This window comes from Bacillus sp. EB106-04-02-XG92, from assembly GCF_058791995.1.
In genome coordinates this window covers 360,542-385,226 of sequence record NZ_JBYTEA010000005.1, presented here as the reverse complement: position 1 = coordinate 385,226, position 24,685 = coordinate 360,542, and the positions used below count along the sequence as shown (strand labels likewise).

Genomic DNA, 24,685 nt, shown 5'->3' with positions numbered 1-24,685 from the left:
ATGGAGCGAGTGATAGAAATACCGAAAGAATTTCGGTGCTTACCATTTTTTAAAGAAAGTATACATTCGGTTGTGTATTATACAGAACAGCCTTTTGAAGAAATTATACAAAATACTTACTTTATATATGATATGGAAAGACAATATGAGCCGTGGAATGAAATTGAAAATAGTATTCCGGTACTATTGAATGTATGGAAAAGTAAGCATGAAGATATTGCTATACTATTTCGAAACAGAAATAAGCAAGAAGCTGAAGGCCCAATGATTCTTTTTGCAGCACATTTGCTTTCAATTGTAAATTGGCTAAATGAGCAACCTGTTCATAGTTTGAAAGAAATGGAAGATTACACGAGCAAATTAGAAGTACAACCAGTTAATTTTATGGAGCGATATTCGTTCATTATAAAGAAACCAAATAATTATCATTCTTATATTCAGTTAGGGCAGTTGTATATTGAAATAGAAAAGTTATATGTAAAGAAAATGATAACAAAAAAGAAGTCCTTTTCTCGTTAAGAGAAAAGGACTTCTTTTTTGTATTAAGATTCTGTTGTAACGACATTTCCGTCTGCGTGAGGTGTATCTTCACCTGTATTTTGTTGTTGCTCTTGTTGTTTCTTAGCTTCTTCTTCAGCTTTTTTTCTAGCTTCTTCTTCAGCTTTTCTCTTAGCTTCTTCTTCAGCTTTTTTCTTAGCTTCTTCTTCAGCTCTTTTTCTAGCTTCCTCATCAGCTTTCTTTTGAGCTTCTTCTTGTTGTTTGCGTTGTTGTTCTTGCTGCTGTTGCTCTTGTTGTTTACGCTGCTCTTCCTCAGCTTTTTTCTTAGCATCTTCTTGTTTTAATTTATCTTCATTAGCCTTTTTCTGAGCTTCCTCATCAGCTTTTTTCTTAGCTTCTTCTTCGGCTTTTTTCTTAGCTTCTTCTTCAGTTTTCTTCGCATCTGGAGTTCCGCCAGGCGCAGTGAAGGATGCTCCAACTGCTGGGCTTGTTCCAGTACCTTTTTTCGCTACCACAGAGAAGCTGTAAGTAACGCCTGGTTTAATACCACCAAGAGTAGCTGTCGTACCATTTATTGATAAACTACCACTTGAACCGTCAGTTGCTTTATAGCTTGCTGCATACGCATCAACTTCTGCTGGTCCAGACCAGTTTAGTGTAACTGTGCTAGCCCCATCGAAAGTAACATTAAGACCACTAGGTGCATCTACTTTAATTTGTTTCACTGCATCTTTCTTAGCACCTTTTACGTACAATTCACCATTTAATTCTTGTACAGAAGAAGGACGTTCGAAACGTGATTTATCTGTAGCGAATTTGCTCATCATTACTTGGAACATTTGTTGCGCAATTCTAGTAGAGCGATCGCCAATGTAATTTTCTGGACCATCTTTTTCGTAACCAGTCCAAACAGCCATTGTATATTGCGGTGAATATCCCGCGAACCAGCTATCTCTGTTTGCGTCAGCTGGAATACCATATTTTTTAATTACGTCTGCATCAAAGTTTTGTGTTCCTGTTTTACCTGCTACGTCTATACCTGGAACGTATGCTGTTGGACCTGTACCACCAGAACCAGGTTTTACTACGTCACGAAGAACGTCAGTCACCATGTAAGCTGTGTAGTCTTGCATCGCACGTTGTTCTTTCGGTTTAAAACTTTTCTTTTTCCCATCTGGGAAGATAACTTCTTTTACGAAGTGCGGTTTATTGTAGTTCCCACCGTTACCAAAGGCTGCATATGCCCCCGCTAATTGTAATGGAGAACTATCGTTACTACCAATTGCTGTTGATTCATATGTTTTGCCGTCTTTAAATGTCATGCCTAAACCTTCAGCAAACGCTTGTGACTTAGGAAGACCAACCGCTTGAGCTGTTTTTAAAGCTGGGATGTTTAATGACTTTTTCAAAGCTTCACGTAGTGAAACGTCACCTTTGTAACTATTTGTTGCATTTCGTATTTTTTTACCATTGGAATACGTATACTCTGAGTCATTTAATTGATGGTATGTAGACCATTGTAAATTCTCAATTGCTGGTCCATAGTCGAAAATTGGTTTCATTGTTGAACCGACTTGGCGTTTTAAATCAGTGGCCATATTATGACCTTTGAAAGTAGACTTACTTTCTTTACGCCCAGCTCCAATTGCGCGAACTTCTCCAGATTGTGTATCCATAAATACGAATGAACCTTGGAATTGATCGTTCGGATACTTAATAAGATTACCATCCATAATTTTATCAGCATGATCTTGAGCATCTTGATCAAGTGTTGTATGGATTGTTAAACCATCTGAACCGATATTTACATCCGGATATTCTTTTTCAACTTCTTTTACAACAGCATCTAAAAATGCTTGATACTTCATCTCTGTTACTTCTGAAGATGGTTGAAGACCCTCAGTTACAGAGATTTTCATTGCATTATTCATTTCATCTTTTGTTATATAACCATGTCGATTCATTAATGATAATACGACGTTACGACGTTGTGTAGCTCGTTCAACGTTATCTGGTTTTGTTGGATCATAAATATTAGGACCTTGGGGTAAACCTGCAAGCATTGCAGCTTCATGTAACTGTAAGTCTTTTAAATCTTTGTCATAATATTTTTTGGCTGCTGTTGCAATACCGTACGAACGGTTACCTAAGTTAATCTTATTTAAGTACATTTCTAAAATCTCATGTTTAGAATATTGTTGCTCTAATTTGTAAGATAGGTACCATTCTTGCACTTTTCTCTTTGCAGTTTTGTCCATCGTTAGAAAATAGTTTTTGACTACTTGTTGCGTAATCGTACTACCACCTTGAGATCCGAATCCACCAGTGACATTTTCCATAACTGCTTTTGTAGTTCGTTTAAAATCAATTCCATTATGATCATAGAAACGTGAATCCTCAGTTGCAAGGAATGCATTTTCAACTACTTTTGGAATTTGATCATACGTAACGTGGGTTCGTTTTTCAGCACCGTATTCATAGAAAAAGTTCCCATTCTTATCAAGAAACTTTGTTGATAAAGGATTGACAAGTTTTGATTTGTCTAATTTTGGAGCATCCTTTACCATAACAAAGAAAGCGGAAACGCCAGCTACAAGACCAACGATACCAAGAAGTAGACAACCTATAAGGAATTTTTTAAAAAAGGAGCCTTTTTTCTTTGGTTTTTTCTCTGTATTTGTTTCTTGCTTTTGATTTTTTACATGATTTCGTTCTGTACGAGAACGATAATTATCTGACATTATACTTTCTCCTACCTTTCATTCTCTCCCCAAAAGTCGAAAAAAGAGCCTTAGTGATGACTCTATCACGAAAAATAAACCGTGTCTAGTACACGGATATAATCAATCCGAGGGTGATAACCGCACGATAATAAAGATCCATGCTCTTCTATTTCTTCTTTCGTAATTGATTTTCTTCCACCAGTATTTTGACGATTCCAAAATGCAATAATATGTTTTGCATCTAATAAATAAAGTTCATCAAAAAGTGTAAATTTAATAATAACAAATGCAATTCCATTATGAGCGATTACTTGCTTCATATGTTCAATTTGATGAAGATGGAAGTTTTGAAGTGGAAAGCTGGTTTTATTTTTTGTTTCTTTCGCTTCAAAATCGATGTATTTCCCTTTATATACACCGTTGTAATCTGTTGTAGAAGGTTGTTTAAAATACGCTTCTTTTACCACTGCAGCACTTCGAGCGGGGTAATCTACTTTTACAATTTGAAGAGGTGTAGGTTTTTTATGTACGCATGCAATATTATGGGTTAAGTAATATTCATTCGTTTCATTCAATTCCTCTTCAAGGGACATACCTCTATTACTGTAAGTATGTTTTTTAATTGGTGTTTTATGAGGTTGTGAAGCTTGATTGTACCGTTTTCCATTTGGGTAACGAATGGTCATAGTGTGTCCACTCCCAACTTGCTAAGAATTACTTACAAAGGTGATTATAACAAAAAATGAAAAAAGATGTGACCTTTTTCAAGAAAGGTATGATGAGTTATTTATGTTTACATGGAATGATTATGAAAAAATTAAACAATATCGTAAAAATATGGTCTGTACAGAAGAAGAAAAAGCAATCGTTTACAACATTAATAGGGAAATAGAAACAGCTAATAGGGACAACATTTCTCGAACGCAGTGTTATCAAGAATATTATGTAAGAAATAGTGAAATTAGATGGGCTTTTTTAGCAAGTATGGTCTCGAGAAATGCGGGATGGAACATGACTGATCTAGAAGGTAGATATTATGCTACTGTTTTACCTCAAACAGTAAAAAAACATTTGTTTCTAACTTATGAAGAAGCAAATTGGATTATTTTTTTAGATGCATTTCCTCAGCTATTGTTATATGAAGAAAGTAAGAGGAGACAGGTACCGCTATTTTATTTGTTACAATATTTCAACGTGTCAATTTTTATGGAAAAAGAATGGATATATTTTTGGGAGAAAAAAGATATAAATAGGCTCATGACAGCGCTTATTATAAATGAACAAAATAAAATTCAAAAACCAATTATTGAGAATGCATATTTTAAAAAACATGTATTTCATACAGCGCTTTTTAAATTGCAAGAAATGCTTCATGTGAGCGCCGTTATTTTTCCAACCATTGAAGGGAATATGTATGGTTTTTCAGTTTATCAATTTGAAACGTTACAAAAGCGTATAGAATTAGGAAAGAAATTAGCGGAGTTACTATTTCATCCGAATTATAAAAGTTTATTCCATAGTTTTGCATTACAAACTATACACACGGGATCAAGAGCAGATTATGAATGCTATGTAAGAGGAGCTAAAAAATCTTGTACACCAGCCCTGAGAGAGGTTTATCCTATTGTTGCGCATAAGGAGATAAGTATGAGAGATTGGTTTTGTAGAGATACGGAAATAAAAGAGTTATTTTTGCCGGAAGAGTATAAGGGAGAAGTTGATATAACAGAATGGTATAAAAGGAAGAGGGAGCAAATTTATGCTGCTTCTATCGTAAATCGTTTTATTAAAAGGATAGATGAGTTCGTGATATAATAAAAAAGAAGTCCCGTCTTCATTTACGAAGACGGGACTTCTTAATGTGAAGTAATCCTGCCACGAGTGCTAAAAATTTAATCTCAAAACGTAATGAACATAAGAGATTAAGGATGTTTCAGAAATTAGCTTTTTGTAAAATCATTAAAGTTTCACTTTATGTAGCAGGGAAGTTTGGACCATCTAACTTTGGATTACCAGTTTCGGGTTTATTTTGTTTGCTTTGTTTTTTCTTTTTTTCATTTTTGTTCTTTGTCATTTTCATACACCTCCTTTTTGTATTGTTACCATTTCTATAAATGACATACAAAATGATTTCTTTGACGAATAACAACTAGTTTTGTCATGTGGGCAGGAGTGAGAAATCATTCGGCGAAATTACATGACAAAGGAAAAGCAAAGAAGGAGGCGTTTTGTATATGGCGATGGTTCAGAAGGAAGATGTAATGAAAACGATGGATCAAATGTTAAGTTCTCTCGATTTGCTGGAAATGAATATAGGGATTAGAATGAATCATGCATTGAAGGATAAGAGCGAAAAAATATGTAATAAGATAGAAATAACAGAAATGCATATTGAGCATATGGAAAATAAATTAGTGCATCACGAAGAAAAAGGGAATTGGGTGAAGGCATTTCAAAACGTCGTAGTGAGTGCATAATAAGGTGGGAATAAAATGGTGTATGAAGCGTTAATACAGTCTTCGGAAAAACTTATGCAGTATAATAATGAAGCAAATGTGAAAAAAAGAGAAATGGTTGAATACGATTTTTATAAGGATATGAAACCGTTTGTAGATATGGTAGATGAAGAATTAAAAGTGTGGAAAGAATTAGCTTATAAATGGATTAAGGAAGAAAAACCGAAGTATATACATGTACAGCAAATTGATCAAGTGTACGATAATTTACAAACAAATGTGCTGCAATGTTTTGTAAATAAAGGTAAGGGTAAGCGATTCTTTGAAACACATCAAGCTATTTCGTATACTTTGCAAAATATAATTGAGCAATGTAAGTAACAAGAGGGGAAACCCTCTTGTTTTTTTATGCTTCTGTCATTGTTGTCGGTTTTGTTGCACCGCTTATTTCTAATTCTTTTATTAATGTTCGGTAATCTGAAATGCATATTTTTCCTTCGAGATACCAATGTCTCGCAAAGTCTAACAATTCATTTACATTCTCTGTGTAATACCCCTTTTTTTGAGAAAACGCTTGTTTTAAATCCCCTAATACCATGTTGATTCCTCCCCCATGAGAATCTTCTTCTTCATTATCATAGCATGGAAGGGTTTTCTTTTTTAATTTTTTAAAAATTTAAACTTCCGACAAAAATAGACAGATACTCCGTCACACATATTATTTTGTAGGTACATATTATATATGTAGAAACTTATGTGAAGGAGGAGAGAATGCATGTTTCAACAACCTAACGCATATCAGCAAGCTAATCCATATCCCCAGCAAAATATGTACCAATATAATGCAGATACATATTTACGGTATAATATGTATCCTTTCGAACCTTATTATGGAAATCAAAATTATTATCAGCCATTTGAAGTGTCGTTTATGAATCAACAACAACCGCAGCAACCTTATATGAATCAACAACCACAACCTTATATGAATTCGCAATATTATATGCCGCCATCCCCTTATGGAAATCAACAAGCAATGTTTTATCCGCCAAAACAACCGTATCCGGCGCAGAATAAACAAAAACAACAACAACCGAGTCAGTTTTCTAGTTTTGTTTCCCAATTTAAAAACTCAGATGGTAACTATGACGTAAATAAAATGATGAATACTGCTGGACAAATGATGAATGCAATGAATCAAGTAACAGGTATTGTAAAGCAAGTTGGAGGATTTTTTGGTAAGTAATTTTGGAGGATTGTCTATAAAAAGTATTGTATATGAAGTAAGGACTAGACAAATTTCCTTGTAATAAATGGGTATATATAACAAACGGCTTTCCCTCTTTTCTCATACTGTAAAGTGTAATCAGATTTTTTTTATGAGAGAGGAGAGAAAAAACTATGCATCATTGTCATCCTTGCTTTGGAGGGCATAAGCCTGTAGGACCTATTTGTACAACTGCTCCTGTCATTCATCCGACGAAACAGTGCGTAACACATTCTTTTTCAACAACGGTGGTGCCACACATTTTCCCGACGCATACAACACATGTACATCATCAGCAAATTAAAAACCAAAACTTCTTCCCGCAAACAAACTCAAATGTAAATGTTGTAGACCCAGTTGATCCAGGATTTGGCGGCGGATGTGGACCGTGTAGTCACGGACATCACGGACACCACGGACATCAAGTATCTCCATTTGGTCCAGGACCAAATGTATCACCATTCTTACCGAATAATGTATCTCCGGTAGGACCGAATGTATCACCATTTTTACCAAACAATGTATCACCAGTAGGCCCGAACATTGGACCAAACGTTGGTGGAATATTTAAAAAGTAAATGATATGTTAGAACTAGCGAAATGCTAGTTCTTTTTTTGTAATTGGAGTGTTGATATGAAAGTTATTGCTGTAACGGGATATAAGCCATTTGAACTTGGTATATTTAAAAATGATCATCCAGGGGTGGAATGTATAAAAAAAGCATTGCACCGAAAGTTAACTACTTTTGTAGAAGAGGGTTTGGAATGGGTCATAATAAGTGGGCAGTTAGGAGTAGAATTATGGGCTGCTGAAGTTGTTTTTGAAATTCAAGTAGAATATCCAGATTTAAAATTAGCGGTATTTACTCCGTTTTTAGAACAAGAAGAAAGCTGGAAGGAAGATAACCGTGAATATTACGAATTTATTCTCTCTCAAGCAGACCATATTGATAGTATTACGAAACGGAAGTACGAAAGCCCGGAGCAATTTAAATTAAAAAATCAATTTTTTATTGAAAAAAGTGATGCACTTTTAGCTGTATATGATGAAGAGAAACCAGGGAGTCCTAAATATATTGTAGAAGCAGCAAAGAAAAAAGGAGAAATAGAAAATTATCACAGTTATTTCATTCTTTTTTCCGATTTACAAGATATAATAGAAGAGGAACAGTGGAATAATGCTGAGTAATATGTAATATAGTACTCGTATATATGATTGACAAAAGGCGTTGTTTCTGAAAAAATTTAGGTAATGAAAGTTTTGGCAAAAATTTGAGGTGAAGAAAATGATTTCGGATAAAATTAAATTAACGGCGAAAGATATTTTAGAAAAAGAATTTAAAACAGGTATGAGAGGTTATCAACAAGAAGAAGTAGACAAGTTTCTTGATATGATCATTAAAGACTATGAAGCTTTCCACAAGGAATTTGAGCAATTAAAGCAACAAAATGCTCGTTTAAAGCGTGAATTAGAGGAACAAAAACTAGTAGCAACACAAGTGCCGCAACAACCAGTTGTACAAACACCAGTTGCGCAACCTGTATATAACAACACGAACACGGACATTTTAAAACGTCTATCTAATTTAGAAAAAGCTGTATTTGGAAGTAAGTTATACGAATAAATTCTAGTGGTAAAAAGGTTAAAGCATTTTACATAGAAAAAAACATTGCAAAATCTTTTTGTTTCCACTATACTAATGGATGTCATAACGTTTGGGTAATCGCTGCAACGCCAACGTTGTAGAGGAAAGTCCATGCTCGCACGGCCTGAGATGGCTGTAGTGTTCGTGCCTAGCCAATTCATAAGCTAGGGTATTCTGGCTGTAAGGCTGGTTTAACGGCAGGGAAAAAACCTAAGTCTTCGGATATGGTTTGACTACCTTTAAAGTGCCACAGTGACGAAGTCCTTGAAGAAATGATAGGAGTGGAACGAGGTAAACCCCACGAGCGAGAAACCCAAATAATGGTAGGGGAATCTTTTCCAAGGAAATGAACGATGGGAAAGGACAGGTTGTATAACCTGTAGATAGATGATTGCCACCGGAGTACGAGGCGTGGGCCGTTTGCAGTACAAAGGAACAGAACATGGCTTACAGAACGTTATGAACCAACTATGAAATAACTCAGCTCTCCTTTGTTAGAGGAGGGCTTTTTATTTGTATGAAGTTATAATTTATGAGTTAAAATGGTTAATGAGAAAATTCTTTGTAAAATGTAATGATTAATAGGATAAATCGCTATTGATCATTGTTTGAATATACATAAGAGGTGAATGCAAATGGGAAAAGTTACTTTAATCGCAACAGCGGCAATGGGTATTGAAGCGTTAGTTGCCCGAGAAGTTCGTGATCTTGGTTATGAATGCCAAGTAGAAAACAGCAAAGTAACATTTGAAGCAGATGAAAAGGCGATTTGTCGCACGAACTTATGGTTACGTACTGCGGACCGTGTGAAAATTAAAGTTGGCGAATTCAAAGCGACAACATTTGATGAGCTGTTTGAGAAAACGAAAGCATTAAACTGGGGAGATTATATTCCAGAGAATGGAGAATTCCCTGTAATTGGTAAGTCTTTAAAATCTGAGTTGTTCAGTGTTTCAGATTGCCAACGTATCGTTAAAAAAGCTGTCGTTGAAAAATTAAAAACAACGTATAAACGTACAACTTGGTTTGAAGAAGATGGTCCGCTATTCCGCATTGAGATTGCAATGCTAAAGGATATTGCAACATTAACAATTGATGCAAGTGGTGTTGGGCTTCATAAACGTGGATACCGTATGGATCAAGGGGAAGCTCCATTAAAAGAAACATTAGCTGCGTCTTTAATTAAGTTAACAAACTGGAAGCCAGATCGTCCTTTCGTGGATCCTTTCTGTGGATCAGGTACAATTCCGATTGAAGCAGCATTAATTGGACAAAATATCGCACCAGGATTTAACCGTGGCTTTGCATCAGATGAGTGGGGCTGGGTAGGTAAACAAAACTGGCGTGAAGCTCGTCAAGAAGCTGAAGATTTAGCGAATTATGATCAACGATTGCAAATTATTGGATCAGATATCGATCATCGTATGATTCGAGTTGCTCAAGATAACGCAGAAGAAGTAGGTTTAGGTGATTTAATTACATTTAAACAAATGCAAGTAAAAGATTTCACGACAAAAGAGGATTATGGCTATGTTGTAACGAATCCTCCATACGGAGAACGTTTAAGTGAAAAAGCACTTGTTGAACAATTGTACAAAGAAATGGGACAAGTATTCCGTCCGTTAGATACATGGTCAGCATATGTATTAACAAGTTACGAAGCATTTGAGAAGTGTTACGGAAAAGATGCCTCGAAGAAACGTAAACTGTTTAACGGATTTATCCGTACAGATTACTACCAATACTTCGGAAAACGTCCACCGCGTAATTCATAGTATAAAACTCCTCTAGCACGCATATACTGGCTATTATGTAATGCGTAAAGGAGGAACTAATATGGATAGTTTCCAATTATCAATGATTCAAAAAGCTATTCACCGTACGTATGATGAGCTCGGAAAAGAAGTGGATAGCCAAGGTGTGATTGTAGATGAAATACAAAAGGCACAAGAAGAATATTTGTCAGCTCTTTCACATGAAACAGCGATTGATAAACGGTATTTAAAGTCATTAATATAGAAGAAAATTTTCCTTTTTCGAAAGGAAAATTTTTTTTCGTGTATTTCTATGTATTGTAACAGGGGAAAGTGACTGCATACAAATGAGTAGCGGTTGCTATATCTTTTTATAGAAAAACTTTTTGGTTGGAGGCTAAGGATGTTTACTGAGAAGAGATTACCATTTGAAGTAGGAAAACAAGATAATTTTTATGATAAGTTGAATGAGTGGATTGGAGATGTGTTTTACGACATCCTTCCGGAAAAAGGCTTTGAAGAGCGTGATGAACAAATTTTTATGGCGTTTCAATTAGAGCGTGCTTTCCAAGAAAAGAAAGTAATGTTCGCAGAAGCGGGTGTAGGAACAGGGAAAACAATTGTATATCTTCTATATGCAATTTGCTATGCGCGTTATACTGGGAAACCAGCTATTATTGCTTGTGCAGATGAAACGTTAATTGAGCAGCTTGTGAAAGAAGAAGGAGACATTGCGAAATTATCTGAAGCGTTAGGCTTATCAGTAGATGTAAGACTTGCGAAATCAATGGATAATTATTTGTGTTTACGTAAGCTTGAAGATGTTATGAGTGGACGAGCTCCAGAAGTAATTGAAGATGTATATTATGAATTACCACAGTTCGTATTCGATCATGGTACGATGCAAAACTTTACTCACTACGGTGACCGAAAAGAATTTCCACTATTAAATGACGAAGAATGGTCAAAAGTAAATTGGGATTACTTCCAAGATTGCTTCACTTGTGATTCTCGTCATCGTTGCGGTCAAACTCTTTCACGCGAACATTATCGTAAAGCAGCAGATTTAATTATTTGTTCTCAAGATTTCTATATGGATCATATTTGGACGTACGATGCTCGTAAGCGTGAAGGACAAATTCCATTATTACCAGAAAGTAGTTGCGTTGTATTCGATGAAGGACATCTTGTAGAATATGCAGCTCAAAAAGCTTTAACATATCGTTTAAAGCAAACGATGATGGAGCAGCTTTTAACGAGATTATTACAAAACGATATTCGTGAAGAGTTTGCACATTTAGTAGAAGAAACAATTTGGCAAACAGAGCGATTCTTTGATGTGTTACAAGAAAATAAAAAGGAAATTGCCGGTTCTGATCGTTTAGAAATTACTGTGACAGAAAAAGTAACAGCAGAAGCAAAACGACTTTATGCAAAAATTGGTGAAGTCGGTGATGCATTAGTATTTGAAAGTGAAATGCATACAGTAAATACGTATGATTTAAATATCGTTGATGAACATTTAGATGTGTTAGAACATTCACTTCGTCTGTTCATGCACGAGAAAAATGTAATTACATGGGGGGAAGAAGGTGATGGAGCCTTCACGTTAGTAATTATGCCACGTGCAGTTGAAGAAGTGTTACAAGAGAAAGTATTCTCGAAGAAAATCCCGTATATCTTCTCGTCTGCTACATTATCTAATAACGATTCATTCGCGTTTACAGCGAATAGCTTAGGGGTAAAAGATTACTTATCATTCTCAGTTGCCTCACCGTTTGATTATGAAGAGCAAATGGCAGTAAACTTACTATCGCATACGAAAGAAAATGAATGGGAAAGAAAGTGTCAATATACACTTGAAAATATACAAAAAACAAATGGACGTACACTTGTATTATTCCGTACAACGCAAGAGCTTGCAGCGTTTAAAGAATATGTAAGTAAAGAACAAATGTCAGTTCCGTTCCTATATGAAGGGGACCAAGAAATTAGTCAACTCGTTTCTCGCTTCCAAAATGAAGAAGAGACTGTACTTTGTGCCGTTCATTTATGGGAAGGTTTAGACATTCCTGGTTCATCATTATCACATGTTATCATTTGGTCATTACCATTCCCTCCAAACGATCCGGTGTTTGAAGCGAAGCGTAAACATGTGAATGATCCGTTTTGGGATGTAGATGTACCATATATGATTTTACGTCTTCGCCAAGGTATTGGTCGTTTAATTCGTACGAGTGACGATAAAGGTGCTATTTCAATCTTCTTATCTGATACAGAAGATGAGAAAGTGGTAGAAGCGGTGAAAAACGTACTACCGGTAGAAGGTAAAGAATTATAAGGAGAAAGCTTGGCGCTTGCCAAGCTTTTTTTCTATTATAAAAGGAATTTAGATTTTCATGTCGAATTAAGTTTGAGGTAGAAAAGGGAGGTTTTTATACGATGACAGTAGCTACATATGAAGTAGAAAAACAATTTTTAACATATGTGAAGAAGATACAAAATTACGGAGAAGCATTAAGCTTAATGTTTTGGGATTTAAGAACAGGTGCGCCTAAAAAAGGTGTGGACCAGCGCTCAGAAGTAATTGGTATGCTTTCATCAGAAGTGTTTGCTATGTCGACTTCAGATGAGATGGGAAATTATTTAACAGAGCTTGAAGCTTTAATAAGTGAAGACAAACTTTCTGAAACGACGAAGAAAATGGTTGAAGAGTGTCGTAAAGAATATGATAGAAATAAAAAAATTCCACAAGCGGAATATGAAGCGTATGTGAAATTAGAAGCGAAAGCGGAAAGTGTGTGGGAAGAAGCCCGTGAAAAGTCTGATTTCGAAATGTTCCGTCCGTATTTGGAACAAATAGTTGAATTTAAAAAGAAATTTATTACATATTGGGGTTACGAAACATACAAATATAATACACTATTAGATATGTATGAGCCGGGTATTACAGTAGAAGTGTTAGATCACGTATTTGGTCAACTTCGTGAGCGTATCGTTCCGCTCGTAAAAGAAATATCGGGGTCACAAAAGAGATTAAAGACAAGTGCTTTGTCAGAACATTTTTCAAAAGAAGAACAAAAGAACTTTACATTAGAGCTATTAAAGCAGTTAAATTATGACTTTGAAGCAGGTCGTCTTGATGAAACAGTACATCCATTCGAGATTACATTAAATAGAGGGGATGTTCGTATTACGACACGCTATGATGAAAAAGATTTCCGCATGGCTGTGTTTGGAACAATTCATGAATGTGGTCATGCTGTATATGAACAAAATATTGCAGAGAAATTTGAAGGTACACCGTTATGTAGTGGAACATCTATGGGTATTCATGAGTCACAATCGTTATTCTTTGAGAACTTTATCGGTCGTAATAAATCATTCTGGAAGAAAAATTATGATTTATTAAAAGAGTATAGCGATGGTCAATTCAATGATATATCAGTAGATGAGTTTTATGATGCGATTAACGAATCGAAGCCATCGTTCATTCGTATAGAAGCAGATGAACTTACATATCCGCTTCATGTTATGGTTCGTTATGAGCTTGAGAAAGAATTATTTGATGGTACATTACAAGTGAAAGACTTGCCAGCCGCTTGGAATGATAAGATGGAAGCATATTTAGGAATTCGTCCGGACAACAATGCACAAGGTGTATTGCAAGATGTTCACTGGGCTGGTGGTTCATTTGGATACTTCCCATCTTATGCACTTGGTTATATGTACGCAGCGCAATTTAAGCAAAGAATGTTAAAAGACATTCCGAACTTTGATGCATTATTAGAAGAAGGAAACGTAACGCCAATTCGTGAATGGTTAACCGAACATATTCACCAATATGGTAAAACGAAAAAGCCACTTGAAATTTTAGAAGATGTGACAGGCGAAGGGTTAAATGCAAACTATTTAGCCGATTATTTAGAAGCGAAGTATAAAGAGATTTATGAGTTATAAAAAAGGGCTGCTTAATTGCAGCTCTTTTTTTAAAGGGGGATAGAAAAATGAACTATACATATACAGTAATGACGCAAGAAGAAGCAGAAGAAATTGCGTATAACTGGCATTATGAAGGGAAGTATTCCTTTTACGATATAGGGGCAGATGAAGAAGATTTAGCCGAGTTTTTAGAGAATGAGAGTAGAGGGAATCATACATTTTCTGTGAAAGAAAATGGTACTCTCATTGGGTTCTTTACTGTTTGTAAAATAAATAATGGAACGGTTGATATAGGACTTGGAATGAGGCCTAATATAACTGGCAATGGATTAGGGTTAAAGTTTGTAAAGGCTGGACTAGCTTTTAGTAAAGAAAAATACGGATGTAATTATATAACGTTATCAGTAGCGAAATTTAATGAGAGAGCGATTAAAGTATATAAAAGAGCCGAATTTGAAGCTGTTGGAACGTTTATACAGAAGACAAATGGTAGTTGTTTTGAGTTTTTGAGGATGAATTATATATGTAAAAAATAAAAAAACAGAAGAATCTTCTTCTGTTTTTTTTGTAACTTCATTAACTTTCAGTTGCTAGCATGTGTACAGCTATTTCATGCATGTCTTTCAAACCTGACACTTGAGCGTATTCAGCAACAGTGATACCACTCGTTGTTAGAAGTTCGATAATATGTTCATCCATTCTTGACCAAGTTTTACCGCCAGCGTTGTCATAAGAGTGAATTAAATTTGTTAGTCCATCTTTCCCAAAGAGCAGATAATGAGATGTGAAATCGATTGAAACATCAGCGACCCCTACTTCTGTCCAATCGATTAAGCCTGTTACATTATTTTTATTATCAATCAGGATATGACCCGGATGTATATCTCCATGCTTTACTCCTACATGAGATGGCCAAAAAGAGTCTTCAGCTAGCCATGCTTGCCAACGATCCCATAAGTTTTGATTGATATCGTATTGTTCCTTCACTCGATTCATCCTTTGTTTCATAGAAGTTCTTAATTCATTAGCAGTAAGCATTTCAACACCTATATTGTTAAATTTTTGCTGAGGTAATGAGTGTAAATTCGCTAGAACCTTTCCTAATGAAATATTGTATTCAGTCGGTGCATTCTTTTCATTAAAGTTCCATACATATTCTTGTCGTTCTATATCGATAGTAGCGGCAGGAACGCCACTTAGTTGTTTATAAGCGATTAGTTCCTCAGAGAATATAGACCAATCAGGAACTTGGAATTCTGCATGTTTTTTCATGATTTCTAATGCTTTTTTTTCTCGTTGGGCATGTCTCATAGATTCTGGTCTACGAGGAATTCTTAGTATCCATTTATCCCCGTTTTGTTCTTTAACGTGTGCTACTTGAAAGTCAATGCCAGATTCATTAATTACTATTGAATCTTCTAATATATTTAGGCCTTCCATATTTGCTAATTGTTTCACTTTAAGTGTATTCATTTTTATTTCCTCCAAATGTTTATTCTAATTTCAATGTTTTCATACGTTTTCTGTTACGAATTGTTTCTAACTACATCCATATGATTAAAGTAGCAAGATATAAGAAAATGTAATCATAAAAAACCACAGACGGGCTTCTGTCTGTGGTTAAGAGTAAACGAGGATATAATGAATAAACGTCTCTCTTTGTATCAAAAAAATATACGAAAAAAAGACAGATGTATATCTGCCTTTCTTCATATGGAAAGTATATTCTTCCGTTGAAGATTATTAAAAATGTGCAGACTAATCCCGTTTACTCTGCTTTATGAAAACAGAGCCTTTGAACATATTAAGTTACTTATTGTTCAAAGTTTGCTGACGTAGTCTTCCTGCGTGCATCATCTTTAACAATCCTCCTTTTAATAGTATAGTGTTACTATACTTTGTTTATAAATAAACATCAACAAAAAATACTAGATGTAATATTAATTGAAAGTCTTGGAAGAGTATGTGTATGATTGAAATTTAGTATCAAATAGCAAGATTAGTAAGGAGATGCAGCGTGGTTACAATTAAAACAAAAAATGAAATAGATTTGATGCACGAATCTGGGAAGTTACTTGCTTCATGTCATAGAGAAATTGCGAAAATAATGAAACCGGGTATTACGACAAAAGAAATTAATACGTTTGTTGAAGCATACTTAGAACAGTATGGTGCAACATCTGAGCAGAAAGGGTACAACGGATATCCATATGCGATATGTGCATCTGTAAACGATGAAATGTGTCATGCGTTTCCAGCCGATGTTCCTTTAACTGAGGGTGATATTGTAACAATTGACATGGTAGTAAACTTAAATGGTGGTCTTTCAGATTCTGCTTGGACGTATAGAGTTGGAAATGTTTTAGAAGAAGCAGAAAGGTTATTGGTAGTAGCTGAGAATGCATTGTATAAAGGGATTGATCAGGCGGTAATCGGTAATCATGTAGGAGATATTGGTTATGCAATTGAAAGTTATGTAGCAAATGAAGGTTTTTCTGTCGCACGAGATTTTACGGGACATGGAATCGGTAAAGAGATTCATGAAGAACCAGCAATTTTTCATTTTGGGAAACAAGGACAAGGGCCTGAGTTGCAAGAAGGAATGGTAATTACAATTGAGCCAATTGTAAATGTAGGTATGCGATATTCGAAAGTAGATTTAAATGGATGGGCTGCAAGAACGATGGACGGGAAATTATCAGCGCAATATGAGCATACAATTGCGATTACAAAAGATGGGCCAATCGTTTTAACGACGCTTTGAAATAATATGTAAGAGTTTACAAAAATCGAACGAAAATGATGTTTTTATAAAATTCGTACGTGTTTTGTTAATAAATGCTTTTCAAAGTATAAAAAGTGCGTTATAATCCATCTATAAAATAAATAGTTAGCTACACTCATATAATCGCGGGGATATGGCCTGCAAGTTTCTACCGAAGTACCGTAAATACTTTGACTATGAGTGAGGACGAATATATTTGCTTGTTTAGCATTCTTTTTTGCGAAACTCCAAAAGCGCGTCTCTCACTTGTAACGAGTGGTGGCGGCTTTTGGAGTTTTTTTATTGCATAAGAGGGGGAACAAACATGAAAGTATTACAAGAAAAGATTTTAAACGAAGGAAAGGTTTTATCTGGTGACGTATTAAAGGTAGATGCTTTTTTAAATCATCAAATTGATCCAGTACTTATGCAAGAAATCGGAAAAGAATTTGCTAAACGTTTTAAAGAAGAGAACATTACAAAAATCGTGACGATTGAATCTTCAGGCATTGCACCAGCAGTTATGGCTGCATTAGAGCTTGGTGTAAAAGTAATCTTTGCAAGAAAACGTAAATCGTTAACGTTACAAGATAATATGTACGTTGCAAACGTATATTCATTTACGAAACAAGAAACGAATGAAATTTCATTATCTCGAAATCATATCGATGAAACTGATCGCGTTTTAATTATCGATGACTTTTTAGCGAACGGTCAGGCTGCTTTAGGTTTAATGAGTTTAGTCGAGCAAGCTGGAGCAAGCATTGCAGGAATTGGTATTGTTATTGAAAAAGCATTTCAAGATGGAGGAAAGAAGCTTCGTGAACAAGGCGTTCGTGTTGAATCACTAGCAGAAATTGCATCACTTGATAACGGCACAGTTACATTTGTACAGCAAGAAACTGCGGAGGTGAAGTAAACGATGAAGCAACATCCATTTAAAATCGCATCGCTCGGTATGCAGCATATGCTTGCTATGTATGCTGGTGCAATTATCGTTCCGCTTATTGTGGGCGGTGGACTTGGTTTAAATCAAAAAGAGTTAACGTATTTAGTCTCAATTGATTTATTAATGTGCGGCGTTGCGACAATTTTACAAGCATTATCAAATCGCTTTTTCGGTATTGGACTTCCAGTTGTACTTGGTTGTACATTTACAGCGGTTGGGCCGATGATTGCAATTGGGAAACAATACGGCGTGTCTTCTATTTATGGAGCAATTATTGCTGCCGGGTTATTCGTTGTTATTTTTGCGAAATTATTTGGAAAGCTTGTAAAACTGTTTCCACCTGTTGTAACAGGATCTGTCGTTACAGTAATTGGAGTTACACTTGTTCCTGCCGCTATTAATGATATGGCTGGTGGAGTAGGAAGTAAGGATTTCGGTAGTCTTGAAAATTTAGCATTAGCATTTGGTGTGTTACTATTTATTATCATTATGTATCGTTTCTTTGACGGGTTTATTCGTTCAATCTCTATTTTACTAGGTCTATTGTTCGGTACAATCGTTGCAGCATTTATGGGGAAAGTGAGCTTGCAAGCAGTTGGAGAAGCGGATTGGTTCCATGGTATTCAGCCATTTTACTTCGGTACACCAACATTTGAATTGACGCCAATTATTACGATGATTTTAGTTGCTTGCGTAGGTATTGTAGAAGCAACAGGTGTTTACTTTGCATTATCTGATATTTGCAATAAAAAGATCGGTGAAAAAGAATTAACAAAAGGCTATCGCGCAGAAGGATTGGCGATGGTGTTAGGTGGTATTTTTAACGCATTTCCATATACAACATACTCTCAAAACGTAGGACTTGTTCAATTAACTGGAGTAAGAAATCGCGTTATTATTTATACTTGTGGTGGTATGTTAATCGTCCTTGGGTTCATTCCAAAAATCGCAGCTATTACAACTATTATCCCAAAATCAGTACTTGGCGGTGCGATGTTAGCAATGTTCGGTATGGTAATGGCATATGGTATTAAAATGTTAAGTAGCGTTGATTTTGGTAAACAAGAAAACTTATTAATCGTTGCATGCTCTGTCGGAATCGGACTTGGAGTTACAGTCGTTCCTACTTTATTCTCACAACTTCCTGAAAATATTCGTATTTTAACAGATAACGGAATTGTACTTGGAAGTGCGTCAGCAGTACTTTTAAATATCGTATTTAATATGGTGCCACAGCGTAAAGTGAAAGTAAAAGAAGAGCCAGTTGCTATGCAAAGTGCGGTAAGAGAAGCGTAAAAAAAAGCAAGGACTCGTTATGAGACCTTGCTTTTCTTTTTAAGTGGCATCATTTTCCCGTACGTACCAAGGCGCCATATATATTCAAGTGGCCCGTATTGATAACGTGATAGCCACCAGCGGCTAATAAAGATTTGCAACGTGTAGAAACCGATGCAGAATAGTGGTCCTACCCATAATGGAGCAAGATAATTATTTTTGAACAATAGTCCGAATACAAGTAATGTAACAATTGTATGCGAGATGTAATTTGTTAATGCCATTCGGCCAACGTATTGGAATGGACGTAATAATGCTTGCCATTTTTCTTTTTGTAATAAACGCATAAGCGTGACAATGTAGAATATGAATAATGTTTTTCCACTTATCATCGTAATACCCATAAGTGAAAATGGTGTGTATGGTTGATTGTTCATAAAGAAATAAACCATAATAAACCACATCGGTAATGTTAAAATGAACATAATGATTTGCCATTTTCTAAGCTTTGGATCTAATTCTTTAGCACGGCGGAAAATGTCTTTTTTACCAGCATATAATCCTAGTAAAAACAATCCGAGTGTTTCAGGGAGCATAATAAGGCTGTTACTTATTGCTTCAGAATAGAAAGAATGGAACCTGTCTGTAATTTGTAAGCTCCAATTTTCTAACGGCATAATTGCGGTGGAGAGACCTAGTTCATCTACCGGCACTAATAGCATGAGAAGGGAACCTAATAATGTGAACAATTGCATGAAACTTAATAGTACAATTGACCATATTAAAATAGTACGTGGCTTGCTCTTATAAAATAAAAATAAGAAAAATCCAGCGATTGCATAACTATGTAAAATGTCTCCGTCCCATAAAAGAACGTAATGTAAGAAACCGAATAATAATAAAATAAGTAAGCGACGAACAAATAAAGTTTTTGGTCGATTTGTTTTCGCTTCAGCACGAGTCATAAAAATGTAAAAGCCTAGGCCGAATAAAAACGAAAAGATAGTATAAAACTTTGTTTGAATAAACATATCGTAAAATAGGCGAATGTAGCTGTCTATCCCTTCGTAAATCCCTGAAATATCACGTGAGTCAATCCCGGCGATAACAGGCCAGTTCACAAGAAAAATACCTAATACAGCTATTCCTCTAATAATATCGATGGAGTGTATCCTCTCGCCTTGTGTAATATTTTGTGTCATTATTTTCCTCCTTGTTAAGTAATTCCCTTTTATTATACAAAATGTAAGATGGAGGGTATAGGGTGGATTTCCATTTTTTTTAACTATTAAGTTATGTAAGATGAGATATAATAAGAGTGCACAACAAGTTTTACCCTTTTTCAAAACAGGCAGTGAAGCTCCTTCTTATAAGGGGCTTTTTTTATGAAAATTGTTGATAATGATTCTCTTTAATGATAAAATGTATTTAAAAGTGATAATCATTATCAAAAAAGGTTGGTGCATCAGTATGGTATATGCATTAGTAGCAGGTACAGTCGCTGTATATGCAGTTATTGCAAAGTATGTTTTAAATGGAGTAGGAACAGCAAAATGAGTGATATGACATAAAATCCCTTTCATTTGTAAAAAGAATGAAAGGGATTTTTTATTTTTAATGAGAATATGCTGAAAATTTAGTATGATAGTAAAGTGAAACTGTAATCAATGAGGGGATGTATTTCCTGATGATTACGAACTCGCAAATAGCGGGGAAAAGTATATACATCTTGGATAAAGGGGAACAAGGGGATGACAAACATAGTACAGACAAACGGTATGAAAAAACTTGTTTGTTTTTATGAAGAGTGGCAAAAACACGGCGATGCAGAGAATAGTGTAAAGTTGTTTGAGGTGATTCAAAAGTATAAACAAGAGCAACTTATGATCGCGTTCTGCGGTCACTTCTCGGCAGGGAAATCAACGATGATGAATCATCTATATAAAGCGCAGTTATTACCAACAAGCCCGATTCCGACAAGCGCTAACGTTGTCAAAATTGAAAAAGGAATGGATCGTGTTGTTGTAACAGTTAAATCTGGAGAACAGTACGAGTATGACGGTGCATATTCAGCTGAAGAATTAAAACAAATTTGTAAAGATGGTGATGAGGTAATTGGTGTTCACATTTATCGGAATGATGCGCCAATTCCTGAAGGTGTTATGTTAGTTGATACACCAGGGATTGATTCAACAGATGATGCCCATCAACTAGCGACAGAATCAACGCTGCATCTAGCAGACGTAATTTTTTATATGATGGATTATAATCACGTCCAATCGGAAGTGAATTTGCAATTTGTTAAAGAATTGAAACAACGTAATAAAACGGTTTATCTCGTTGTAAATCAAATAGATAAACATAAAGAAAACGAATTATCGTTTGAAAATTATAAAGATAGTGTAAAACAATCGTTCTCGAATTGGGACATTGAAGTAGATGGAGTGTATTATACGTCATTACGAATGATGAACCATCCACATAATGAAATTGGAAGCTTAGAAACGTTAATTACTTCTATTATGAAAGAAAAAGAGCAGTATGTAAGAGATGGAATGGAGAGAGAAACAGAATATTTAATGGGGGAACATTTCTCGTTTATTCTTTCCGAAAATGAAAAAGCTCTTTTGAAATATGAGGAAGAGTTAGCATCACCGCTTTCCATTTCAGAGATAGTTGAAAAGAAAGAACAGCTAACGGAAACGAAACATCGCGAGGCTAGTAAAGAGTCTCATGTGAGAAACGAATTTATAAAAGGCTTACAAGCTATATTAGATAACGCGTATTTAATGCCATTTGAAATGAGAGAGTTGGCAAATACGTATTTAGAAACGAAATTAACAAAGTTTAAGGTTGGTTTACTATTTGCGAAAGGAAAGACGGAGCAAGAAAAACAGAGACGTTTAGATGCTTTTTATTCTGCTTTGCAAAAGACTGTTGAAACGCAACTTGATTTTCATGTGAAAGAGTTTATTGTTGCCTTTTTAAAAGAAGAAGGATTGTTTACAGAGGAACTTGGGAAAGACATATATGCTTTAGAGATTGCTTTTAGGCCAGAAATGTTGGCTGAAGTTATTAAACAAGGGGCAGGTTTCACAGGTGATTACTTACTTCTTTATACAGCGGATGTAGCGAATGAACTGAAGAAACGTTATTTTACAAAAGCACAGCAAATTTTTGATAAAAGTGCAGTCGTTTTAAAGCAAAAGGTGAAGGACGCAGTTGCTCGCATTGAAGAAGAGATTGAAAAATATGCGATGTTGCAAACGGCAAAAGAAACGAAATTGCAATACAGTAACAATTTGGAGACATATGAAAGTTATTTGCAAAATGTTTGGCATGAGCGTATTGCTACACCAGAAGGATTGCAAATAGAAGAGATATTACAAAGTAAGAAACAAATTGTTAGTGAGAAATTCACACTACAAGAGCAAGAAGTTGTAAATGATAACGTAGTGGCTCATGAGGAAGAGATAAAAGGAACGGCAGCTTTAAATATTCAGCGCATATTAGAGAAAGTGAAGAAAGCTGAAACGATATTAGAGCCATTACCGGCGCTAAAGCACGTACAGCAAGAGGTAATAGAAAAAAGGCGTCGTGTGGAAACGAAACAATTTACAGTAGCGTTATTCGGAGCTTTTAGTGCCGGGAAATCATCATTTGCCAATGCGTTGCTTGGTGAGAAGGTACTTCCTGTATCACCAAATCCGACGACTGCAACGATTAATCAAATTTTGCCGGTTACAGAGGAAAAACCACACGGAACAGTAATGGTTCAATTTAAATCAAAGCAAGCTCTATTAGAAGATATGAAAGCTGTTTATAAGCTATTTCATTATGAGATTACTACGTTAGCTGAAGCGTTAGCACAAATTGATAAAGTTATGAAATATCCTTCACCAACTGGGAAGCAAAAAACAACATTTAGCTTTTTACGAGCGGTACAAAAAGGGTATGATACGGTTTCTGCTCATTTAGGAGAGCAAGTACAAGTTACATTAGAAGAGTTTTCGGATTATGTAGCGAATGAAGAAAAATCGTGTTTTGTTGAGTATATGGAGCTTTATTATGATTGTGCATTAACAAGGCAGGGTGTAGCGCTTGTAGACACACCTGGAGCGGATTCTATTAACGCTCGTCATACAGACGTAGCGTTCCAGTATATAAAGAATGCAGACGCAATTTTATTTGTAACATATTATAATCATGTGTTTTCTCGTGCTGACCGTGAATTCTTAATCCAGCTTGGTCGTGTAAAGGATACGTTTGCTCTGGATAAAATGTTCTTCTTAATAAATGCGGCCGATTTAGCAGAGTCTGAAGAAGAGCTTGAAATGGTAAAAGGGTATATCGCAGACCAGCTATTGCAATACGGTATTAGAAACCCGCGTTTATTTGCAATTTCAAGTTTATGTGCGCTTGAAGAGAAACAAGGAAAAAATATTGAAAAAGAGAAATACGGTATTTTACAAAATTCTGGGGTTGCTAAGTTTGAGGAATCATTTACATCCTTTATGATGAGAGATTTAATGCTCGTATCTGTTCATGCTTTATATGGTGCATTGCAAGGGGCAGATCAGCTTTTATTAAATATGATAAATGGTGCAAAGCAGGGGAATGAAGAGAAAGAGAAGCAAACGAAAAAATATGAAGCAGAGCGTGATCAACTACTTCATATTATTTCATCATATAGTGTGCTTGCTGAAGAGCAGGCGATGCAAAATGAAGTAAAAGAATTGCTTTATTACGTACAACAGCGTCTGTTCCTACGCTATAACGATGTGTTTACTGAATTTATTAATCCAGCATCGCTTCGAACGGATGGAAATGTAAAAGTGCAGTTGCAACAGTGCGTTATGGAATTAGTAGCATTTATTCAACATGATTTATTACAAGAAATGCGTGCGACATCATTACGCCTTGAAAAATGGATAGATGAAGCGATGAAGCGTGCAAAGAATGAAATTGTGGTGAACTGTAGAGTAGAAAATGAGTTAATTTCTATGAATGGAACAGTGGAATATGAATATAAAGATATTACACATAAAGAACCGTTCCCTTCAGTGGAAATAAAAGATTTCAAAAAAGCATTGGCACATTTCAAAAATGAAAAAAGCTTTTTTGAAAAAAATGATAAAGCCTTCATGCAAGACGAGGCTAAAATTGTATTGGAGCCATTCGTATCAAACTATGTAGCTGATGAAAAAGAATTATTTGTTCATCATTATAAGCAAGAATGGGATTTGAAATGGAACTTATTCCAAAAAGTGATGCAGCAAGATGTGATGAACTATTATGAAAGTGTATTATTTGCATTGGCTGAAACGATTGATGTATCACTATATGAACAAAGTAAAGAACAATTGCAAAAGCAGTTAGTAGAGATTGAAAAAGAAATGTATGTGATGTAG

General features: G+C 35.4%; 24 protein-coding genes, 1 other RNA gene and 1 riboswitch. Of the genes, 19 read left to right on the top strand and 6 right to left on the bottom strand.

Going from position 1 to position 24,685, the window contains the following annotated elements:
* Complete coding sequence (locus tag AC3WVA_RS15770; protein ID WP_341013721.1) at positions 1 to 519, top strand: YpoC family protein; 519 nt, start codon at positions 1 to 3, stop codon at positions 517 to 519.
* Positions 520 to 542: 23 nt separating this feature from the next.
* Here the strand turns inward: AC3WVA_RS15770 and AC3WVA_RS15765 are convergent, their stop codons facing one another.
* Both AC3WVA_RS15765 and recU read right to left on the bottom strand, forming a co-directional pair.
* Positions 543 to 3,239 (bottom strand): PBP1A family penicillin-binding protein, encoded by a 2,697-nt coding sequence (locus AC3WVA_RS15765; RefSeq protein ID WP_098345144.1) that lies wholly within the window; start codon positions 3,237 to 3,239, stop codon positions 543 to 545.
* 65 nt (positions 3,240 to 3,304) lie between these two features.
* Entirely contained in the window at positions 3,305 to 3,907 is a 603-nt protein-coding gene (gene recU, locus AC3WVA_RS15760) for a Holliday junction resolvase RecU (protein ID WP_000155592.1), read from the bottom strand.
* Between the two features lie 103 nt (positions 3,908 to 4,010).
* On the opposite strand from recU, the gene AC3WVA_RS15755 reads away from it, so the two are divergent.
* Positions 4,011 to 5,036 carry a DUF2515 domain-containing protein gene (locus AC3WVA_RS15755; protein ID WP_098345157.1) on the top strand — a complete coding sequence of 342 codons (1,026 nt, stop codon included), beginning with the start codon at positions 4,011 to 4,013 and terminating at the stop codon, positions 5,034 to 5,036.
* A gap of 157 nt (positions 5,037 to 5,193) precedes the next feature.
* On the opposite strand, the gene AC3WVA_RS15750 is transcribed toward AC3WVA_RS15755, so the two are convergent.
* Positions 5,194 to 5,370, bottom strand: a complete 177-nt coding sequence (locus AC3WVA_RS15750) for a hypothetical protein (RefSeq protein ID WP_052904093.1) — start codon at positions 5,368 to 5,370, stop codon at positions 5,194 to 5,196.
* 85 nt (positions 5,371 to 5,455) lie between these two features.
* Here AC3WVA_RS15750 and AC3WVA_RS15745 point away from each other — a divergent pair, with 85 nt between their 5' ends.
* Positions 5,456 to 5,698 carry a hypothetical protein gene (locus tag AC3WVA_RS15745; RefSeq protein WP_001252039.1) on the top strand — a complete coding sequence of 81 codons (243 nt, stop codon included), beginning with the start codon at positions 5,456 to 5,458 and terminating at the stop codon, positions 5,696 to 5,698.
* Positions 5,699 to 5,713: 15 nt separating this feature from the next.
* Positions 5,714 to 6,058, top strand: coding sequence for a YppE family protein (locus AC3WVA_RS15740; protein WP_048527087.1), 345 nt, complete (start codon positions 5,714 to 5,716; stop codon positions 6,056 to 6,058).
* Between the two features lie 25 nt (positions 6,059 to 6,083).
* Here the strand turns inward: AC3WVA_RS15740 and AC3WVA_RS15735 are convergent, their stop codons facing one another.
* Entirely contained in the window at positions 6,084 to 6,275 is a 192-nt protein-coding gene (locus AC3WVA_RS15735; protein ID WP_048527089.1) for a YppF family protein, read from the bottom strand.
* A gap of 177 nt (positions 6,276 to 6,452) precedes the next feature.
* Here AC3WVA_RS15735 and AC3WVA_RS15730 point away from each other — a divergent pair, with 177 nt between their 5' ends.
* The 10 genes from AC3WVA_RS15730 to AC3WVA_RS15685 all read left to right on the top strand — a co-directional run bounded on the left by AC3WVA_RS15730 (position 6,453) and on the right by AC3WVA_RS15685 (position 14,822).
* Complete coding sequence (locus tag AC3WVA_RS15730; RefSeq protein ID WP_098345145.1) at positions 6,453 to 6,923, top strand: YppG family protein; 471 nt, start codon at positions 6,453 to 6,455, stop codon at positions 6,921 to 6,923.
* 155 nt (positions 6,924 to 7,078) lie between these two features.
* Positions 7,079 to 7,522, top strand: coding sequence for a CotD family spore coat protein (locus AC3WVA_RS15725; RefSeq protein WP_098345146.1), 444 nt, complete (start codon positions 7,079 to 7,081; stop codon positions 7,520 to 7,522).
* 56 nt (positions 7,523 to 7,578) lie between these two features.
* Positions 7,579 to 8,133, top strand: coding sequence for an SLOG family protein (locus AC3WVA_RS15720; RefSeq protein ID WP_048527093.1), 555 nt, complete (start codon positions 7,579 to 7,581; stop codon positions 8,131 to 8,133).
* A 97-nt stretch (positions 8,134 to 8,230) separates the two neighbouring features.
* Positions 8,231 to 8,569: a cell division regulator GpsB gene (gene gpsB / locus AC3WVA_RS15715; RefSeq protein ID WP_000622433.1), complete on the top strand. Its 339-nt coding sequence runs from the start codon at positions 8,231 to 8,233 to the stop codon at positions 8,567 to 8,569.
* 87 nt (positions 8,570 to 8,656) lie between these two features.
* Positions 8,657 to 9,045: RNase P RNA component class B (gene rnpB / locus AC3WVA_RS15710), an RNA gene on the top strand.
* A 180-nt stretch (positions 9,046 to 9,225) separates the two neighbouring features.
* A complete protein-coding gene (locus tag AC3WVA_RS15705) occupies positions 9,226 to 10,365 on the top strand; it encodes a THUMP domain-containing class I SAM-dependent RNA methyltransferase (protein WP_000521224.1) in 1,140 nt (379 codons plus the stop codon).
* 61 nt (positions 10,366 to 10,426) lie between these two features.
* Positions 10,427 to 10,609: a DUF3921 domain-containing protein gene (locus AC3WVA_RS15700; RefSeq protein WP_000376898.1), complete on the top strand. Its 183-nt coding sequence runs from the start codon at positions 10,427 to 10,429 to the stop codon at positions 10,607 to 10,609.
* Between the two features lie 138 nt (positions 10,610 to 10,747).
* Positions 10,748 to 12,685, top strand: coding sequence for an ATP-dependent DNA helicase (locus AC3WVA_RS15695; RefSeq protein WP_000493699.1), 1,938 nt, complete (start codon positions 10,748 to 10,750; stop codon positions 12,683 to 12,685).
* 101 nt (positions 12,686 to 12,786) lie between these two features.
* A complete protein-coding gene (gene ypwA, locus AC3WVA_RS15690) occupies positions 12,787 to 14,304 on the top strand; it encodes a carboxypeptidase (RefSeq protein ID WP_098520774.1) in 1,518 nt (505 codons plus the stop codon).
* Positions 14,305 to 14,351: 47 nt separating this feature from the next.
* Positions 14,352 to 14,822 (top strand): GNAT family N-acetyltransferase, encoded by a 471-nt coding sequence (locus tag AC3WVA_RS15685; protein WP_195756063.1) that lies wholly within the window; start codon positions 14,352 to 14,354, stop codon positions 14,820 to 14,822.
* A gap of 40 nt (positions 14,823 to 14,862) precedes the next feature.
* On the opposite strand, the gene mphL is transcribed toward AC3WVA_RS15685, so the two are convergent.
* Positions 14,863 to 15,759 (bottom strand): macrolide 2'-phosphotransferase MphL, encoded by an 897-nt coding sequence (gene mphL, locus AC3WVA_RS15680; RefSeq protein ID WP_166688502.1) that lies wholly within the window; start codon positions 15,757 to 15,759, stop codon positions 14,863 to 14,865.
* Positions 15,760 to 16,303: 544 nt separating this feature from the next.
* On the opposite strand from mphL, the gene AC3WVA_RS15675 reads away from it, so the two are divergent.
* The 3 genes from AC3WVA_RS15675 to pbuX all read left to right on the top strand — a co-directional run bounded on the left by AC3WVA_RS15675 (position 16,304) and on the right by pbuX (position 19,295).
* Entirely contained in the window at positions 16,304 to 17,050 is a 747-nt protein-coding gene (locus AC3WVA_RS15675; RefSeq protein WP_098520772.1) for a type I methionyl aminopeptidase, read from the top strand.
* 116 nt (positions 17,051 to 17,166) lie between these two features.
* Positions 17,167 to 17,268, top strand: a riboswitch (purine riboswitch).
* Between the two features lie 107 nt (positions 17,269 to 17,375).
* On the top strand, positions 17,376 to 17,969 hold the full coding sequence (locus AC3WVA_RS15670; protein WP_048527098.1) for a xanthine phosphoribosyltransferase: 594 nt from the start codon (positions 17,376 to 17,378) through the stop codon (positions 17,967 to 17,969).
* Positions 17,970 to 17,972: 3 nt separating this feature from the next.
* Positions 17,973 to 19,295: a xanthine permease PbuX gene (gene pbuX / locus AC3WVA_RS15665; protein WP_087958159.1), complete on the top strand. Its 1,323-nt coding sequence runs from the start codon at positions 17,973 to 17,975 to the stop codon at positions 19,293 to 19,295.
* A 17-nt stretch (positions 19,296 to 19,312) separates the two neighbouring features.
* Here pbuX and AC3WVA_RS15660 read toward each other — a convergent pair whose 3' ends face one another.
* Complete coding sequence (locus AC3WVA_RS15660) at positions 19,313 to 20,476, bottom strand: DUF418 domain-containing protein (RefSeq protein ID WP_098520771.1); 1,164 nt, start codon at positions 20,474 to 20,476, stop codon at positions 19,313 to 19,315.
* 190 nt (positions 20,477 to 20,666) lie between these two features.
* Here AC3WVA_RS15660 and AC3WVA_RS15655 point away from each other — a divergent pair, with 190 nt between their 5' ends.
* Positions 20,667 to 20,831 carry a hypothetical protein gene (locus AC3WVA_RS15655; RefSeq protein WP_157409512.1) on the top strand — a complete coding sequence of 55 codons (165 nt, stop codon included), beginning with the start codon at positions 20,667 to 20,669 and terminating at the stop codon, positions 20,829 to 20,831.
* A 194-nt stretch (positions 20,832 to 21,025) separates the two neighbouring features.
* On the top strand, positions 21,026 to 24,685 hold the full coding sequence (locus AC3WVA_RS15650) for a dynamin family protein (RefSeq protein WP_098520769.1): 3,660 nt from the start codon (positions 21,026 to 21,028) through the stop codon (positions 24,683 to 24,685).

Coding starts and splice junctions, on each gene's coding strand:
- AC3WVA_RS15770 (WP_341013721.1), top strand. CDS start 1: ATGGAGCGAGTGATAGAAATACCGAAAGAATTTCGGTGCTTACCATTT.
- AC3WVA_RS15765 (WP_098345144.1), bottom strand. CDS start 3,239: ATGTCAGATAATTATCGTTCTCGTACAGAACGAAATCATGTAAAAAAT.
- recU (WP_000155592.1), bottom strand. CDS start 3,907: ATGACCATTCGTTACCCAAATGGAAAACGGTACAATCAAGCTTCACAA.
- AC3WVA_RS15755 (WP_098345157.1), top strand. CDS start 4,011: ATGTTTACATGGAATGATTATGAAAAAATTAAACAATATCGTAAAAAT.
- AC3WVA_RS15745 (WP_001252039.1), top strand. CDS start 5,456: ATGGCGATGGTTCAGAAGGAAGATGTAATGAAAACGATGGATCAAATG.
- AC3WVA_RS15740 (WP_048527087.1), top strand. CDS start 5,714: ATGGTGTATGAAGCGTTAATACAGTCTTCGGAAAAACTTATGCAGTAT.
- AC3WVA_RS15735 (WP_048527089.1), bottom strand. CDS start 6,275: ATGGTATTAGGGGATTTAAAACAAGCGTTTTCTCAAAAAAAGGGGTAT.
- AC3WVA_RS15730 (WP_098345145.1), top strand. CDS start 6,453: ATGTTTCAACAACCTAACGCATATCAGCAAGCTAATCCATATCCCCAG.
- AC3WVA_RS15725 (WP_098345146.1), top strand. CDS start 7,079: ATGCATCATTGTCATCCTTGCTTTGGAGGGCATAAGCCTGTAGGACCT.
- AC3WVA_RS15720 (WP_048527093.1), top strand. CDS start 7,579: ATGAAAGTTATTGCTGTAACGGGATATAAGCCATTTGAACTTGGTATA.
- gpsB (WP_000622433.1), top strand. CDS start 8,231: ATGATTTCGGATAAAATTAAATTAACGGCGAAAGATATTTTAGAAAAA.
- AC3WVA_RS15705 (WP_000521224.1), top strand. CDS start 9,226: ATGGGAAAAGTTACTTTAATCGCAACAGCGGCAATGGGTATTGAAGCG.
- AC3WVA_RS15700 (WP_000376898.1), top strand. CDS start 10,427: ATGGATAGTTTCCAATTATCAATGATTCAAAAAGCTATTCACCGTACG.
- AC3WVA_RS15695 (WP_000493699.1), top strand. CDS start 10,748: ATGTTTACTGAGAAGAGATTACCATTTGAAGTAGGAAAACAAGATAAT.
- ypwA (WP_098520774.1), top strand. CDS start 12,787: ATGACAGTAGCTACATATGAAGTAGAAAAACAATTTTTAACATATGTG.
- AC3WVA_RS15685 (WP_195756063.1), top strand. CDS start 14,352: ATGAACTATACATATACAGTAATGACGCAAGAAGAAGCAGAAGAAATT.
- mphL (WP_166688502.1), bottom strand. CDS start 15,759: ATGAATACACTTAAAGTGAAACAATTAGCAAATATGGAAGGCCTAAAT.
- AC3WVA_RS15670 (WP_048527098.1), top strand. CDS start 17,376: ATGAAAGTATTACAAGAAAAGATTTTAAACGAAGGAAAGGTTTTATCT.
- pbuX (WP_087958159.1), top strand. CDS start 17,973: ATGAAGCAACATCCATTTAAAATCGCATCGCTCGGTATGCAGCATATG.
- AC3WVA_RS15660 (WP_098520771.1), bottom strand. CDS start 20,476: ATGACACAAAATATTACACAAGGCGAGAGGATACACTCCATCGATATT.
- AC3WVA_RS15650 (WP_098520769.1), top strand. CDS start 21,026: ATGACAAACATAGTACAGACAAACGGTATGAAAAAACTTGTTTGTTTT.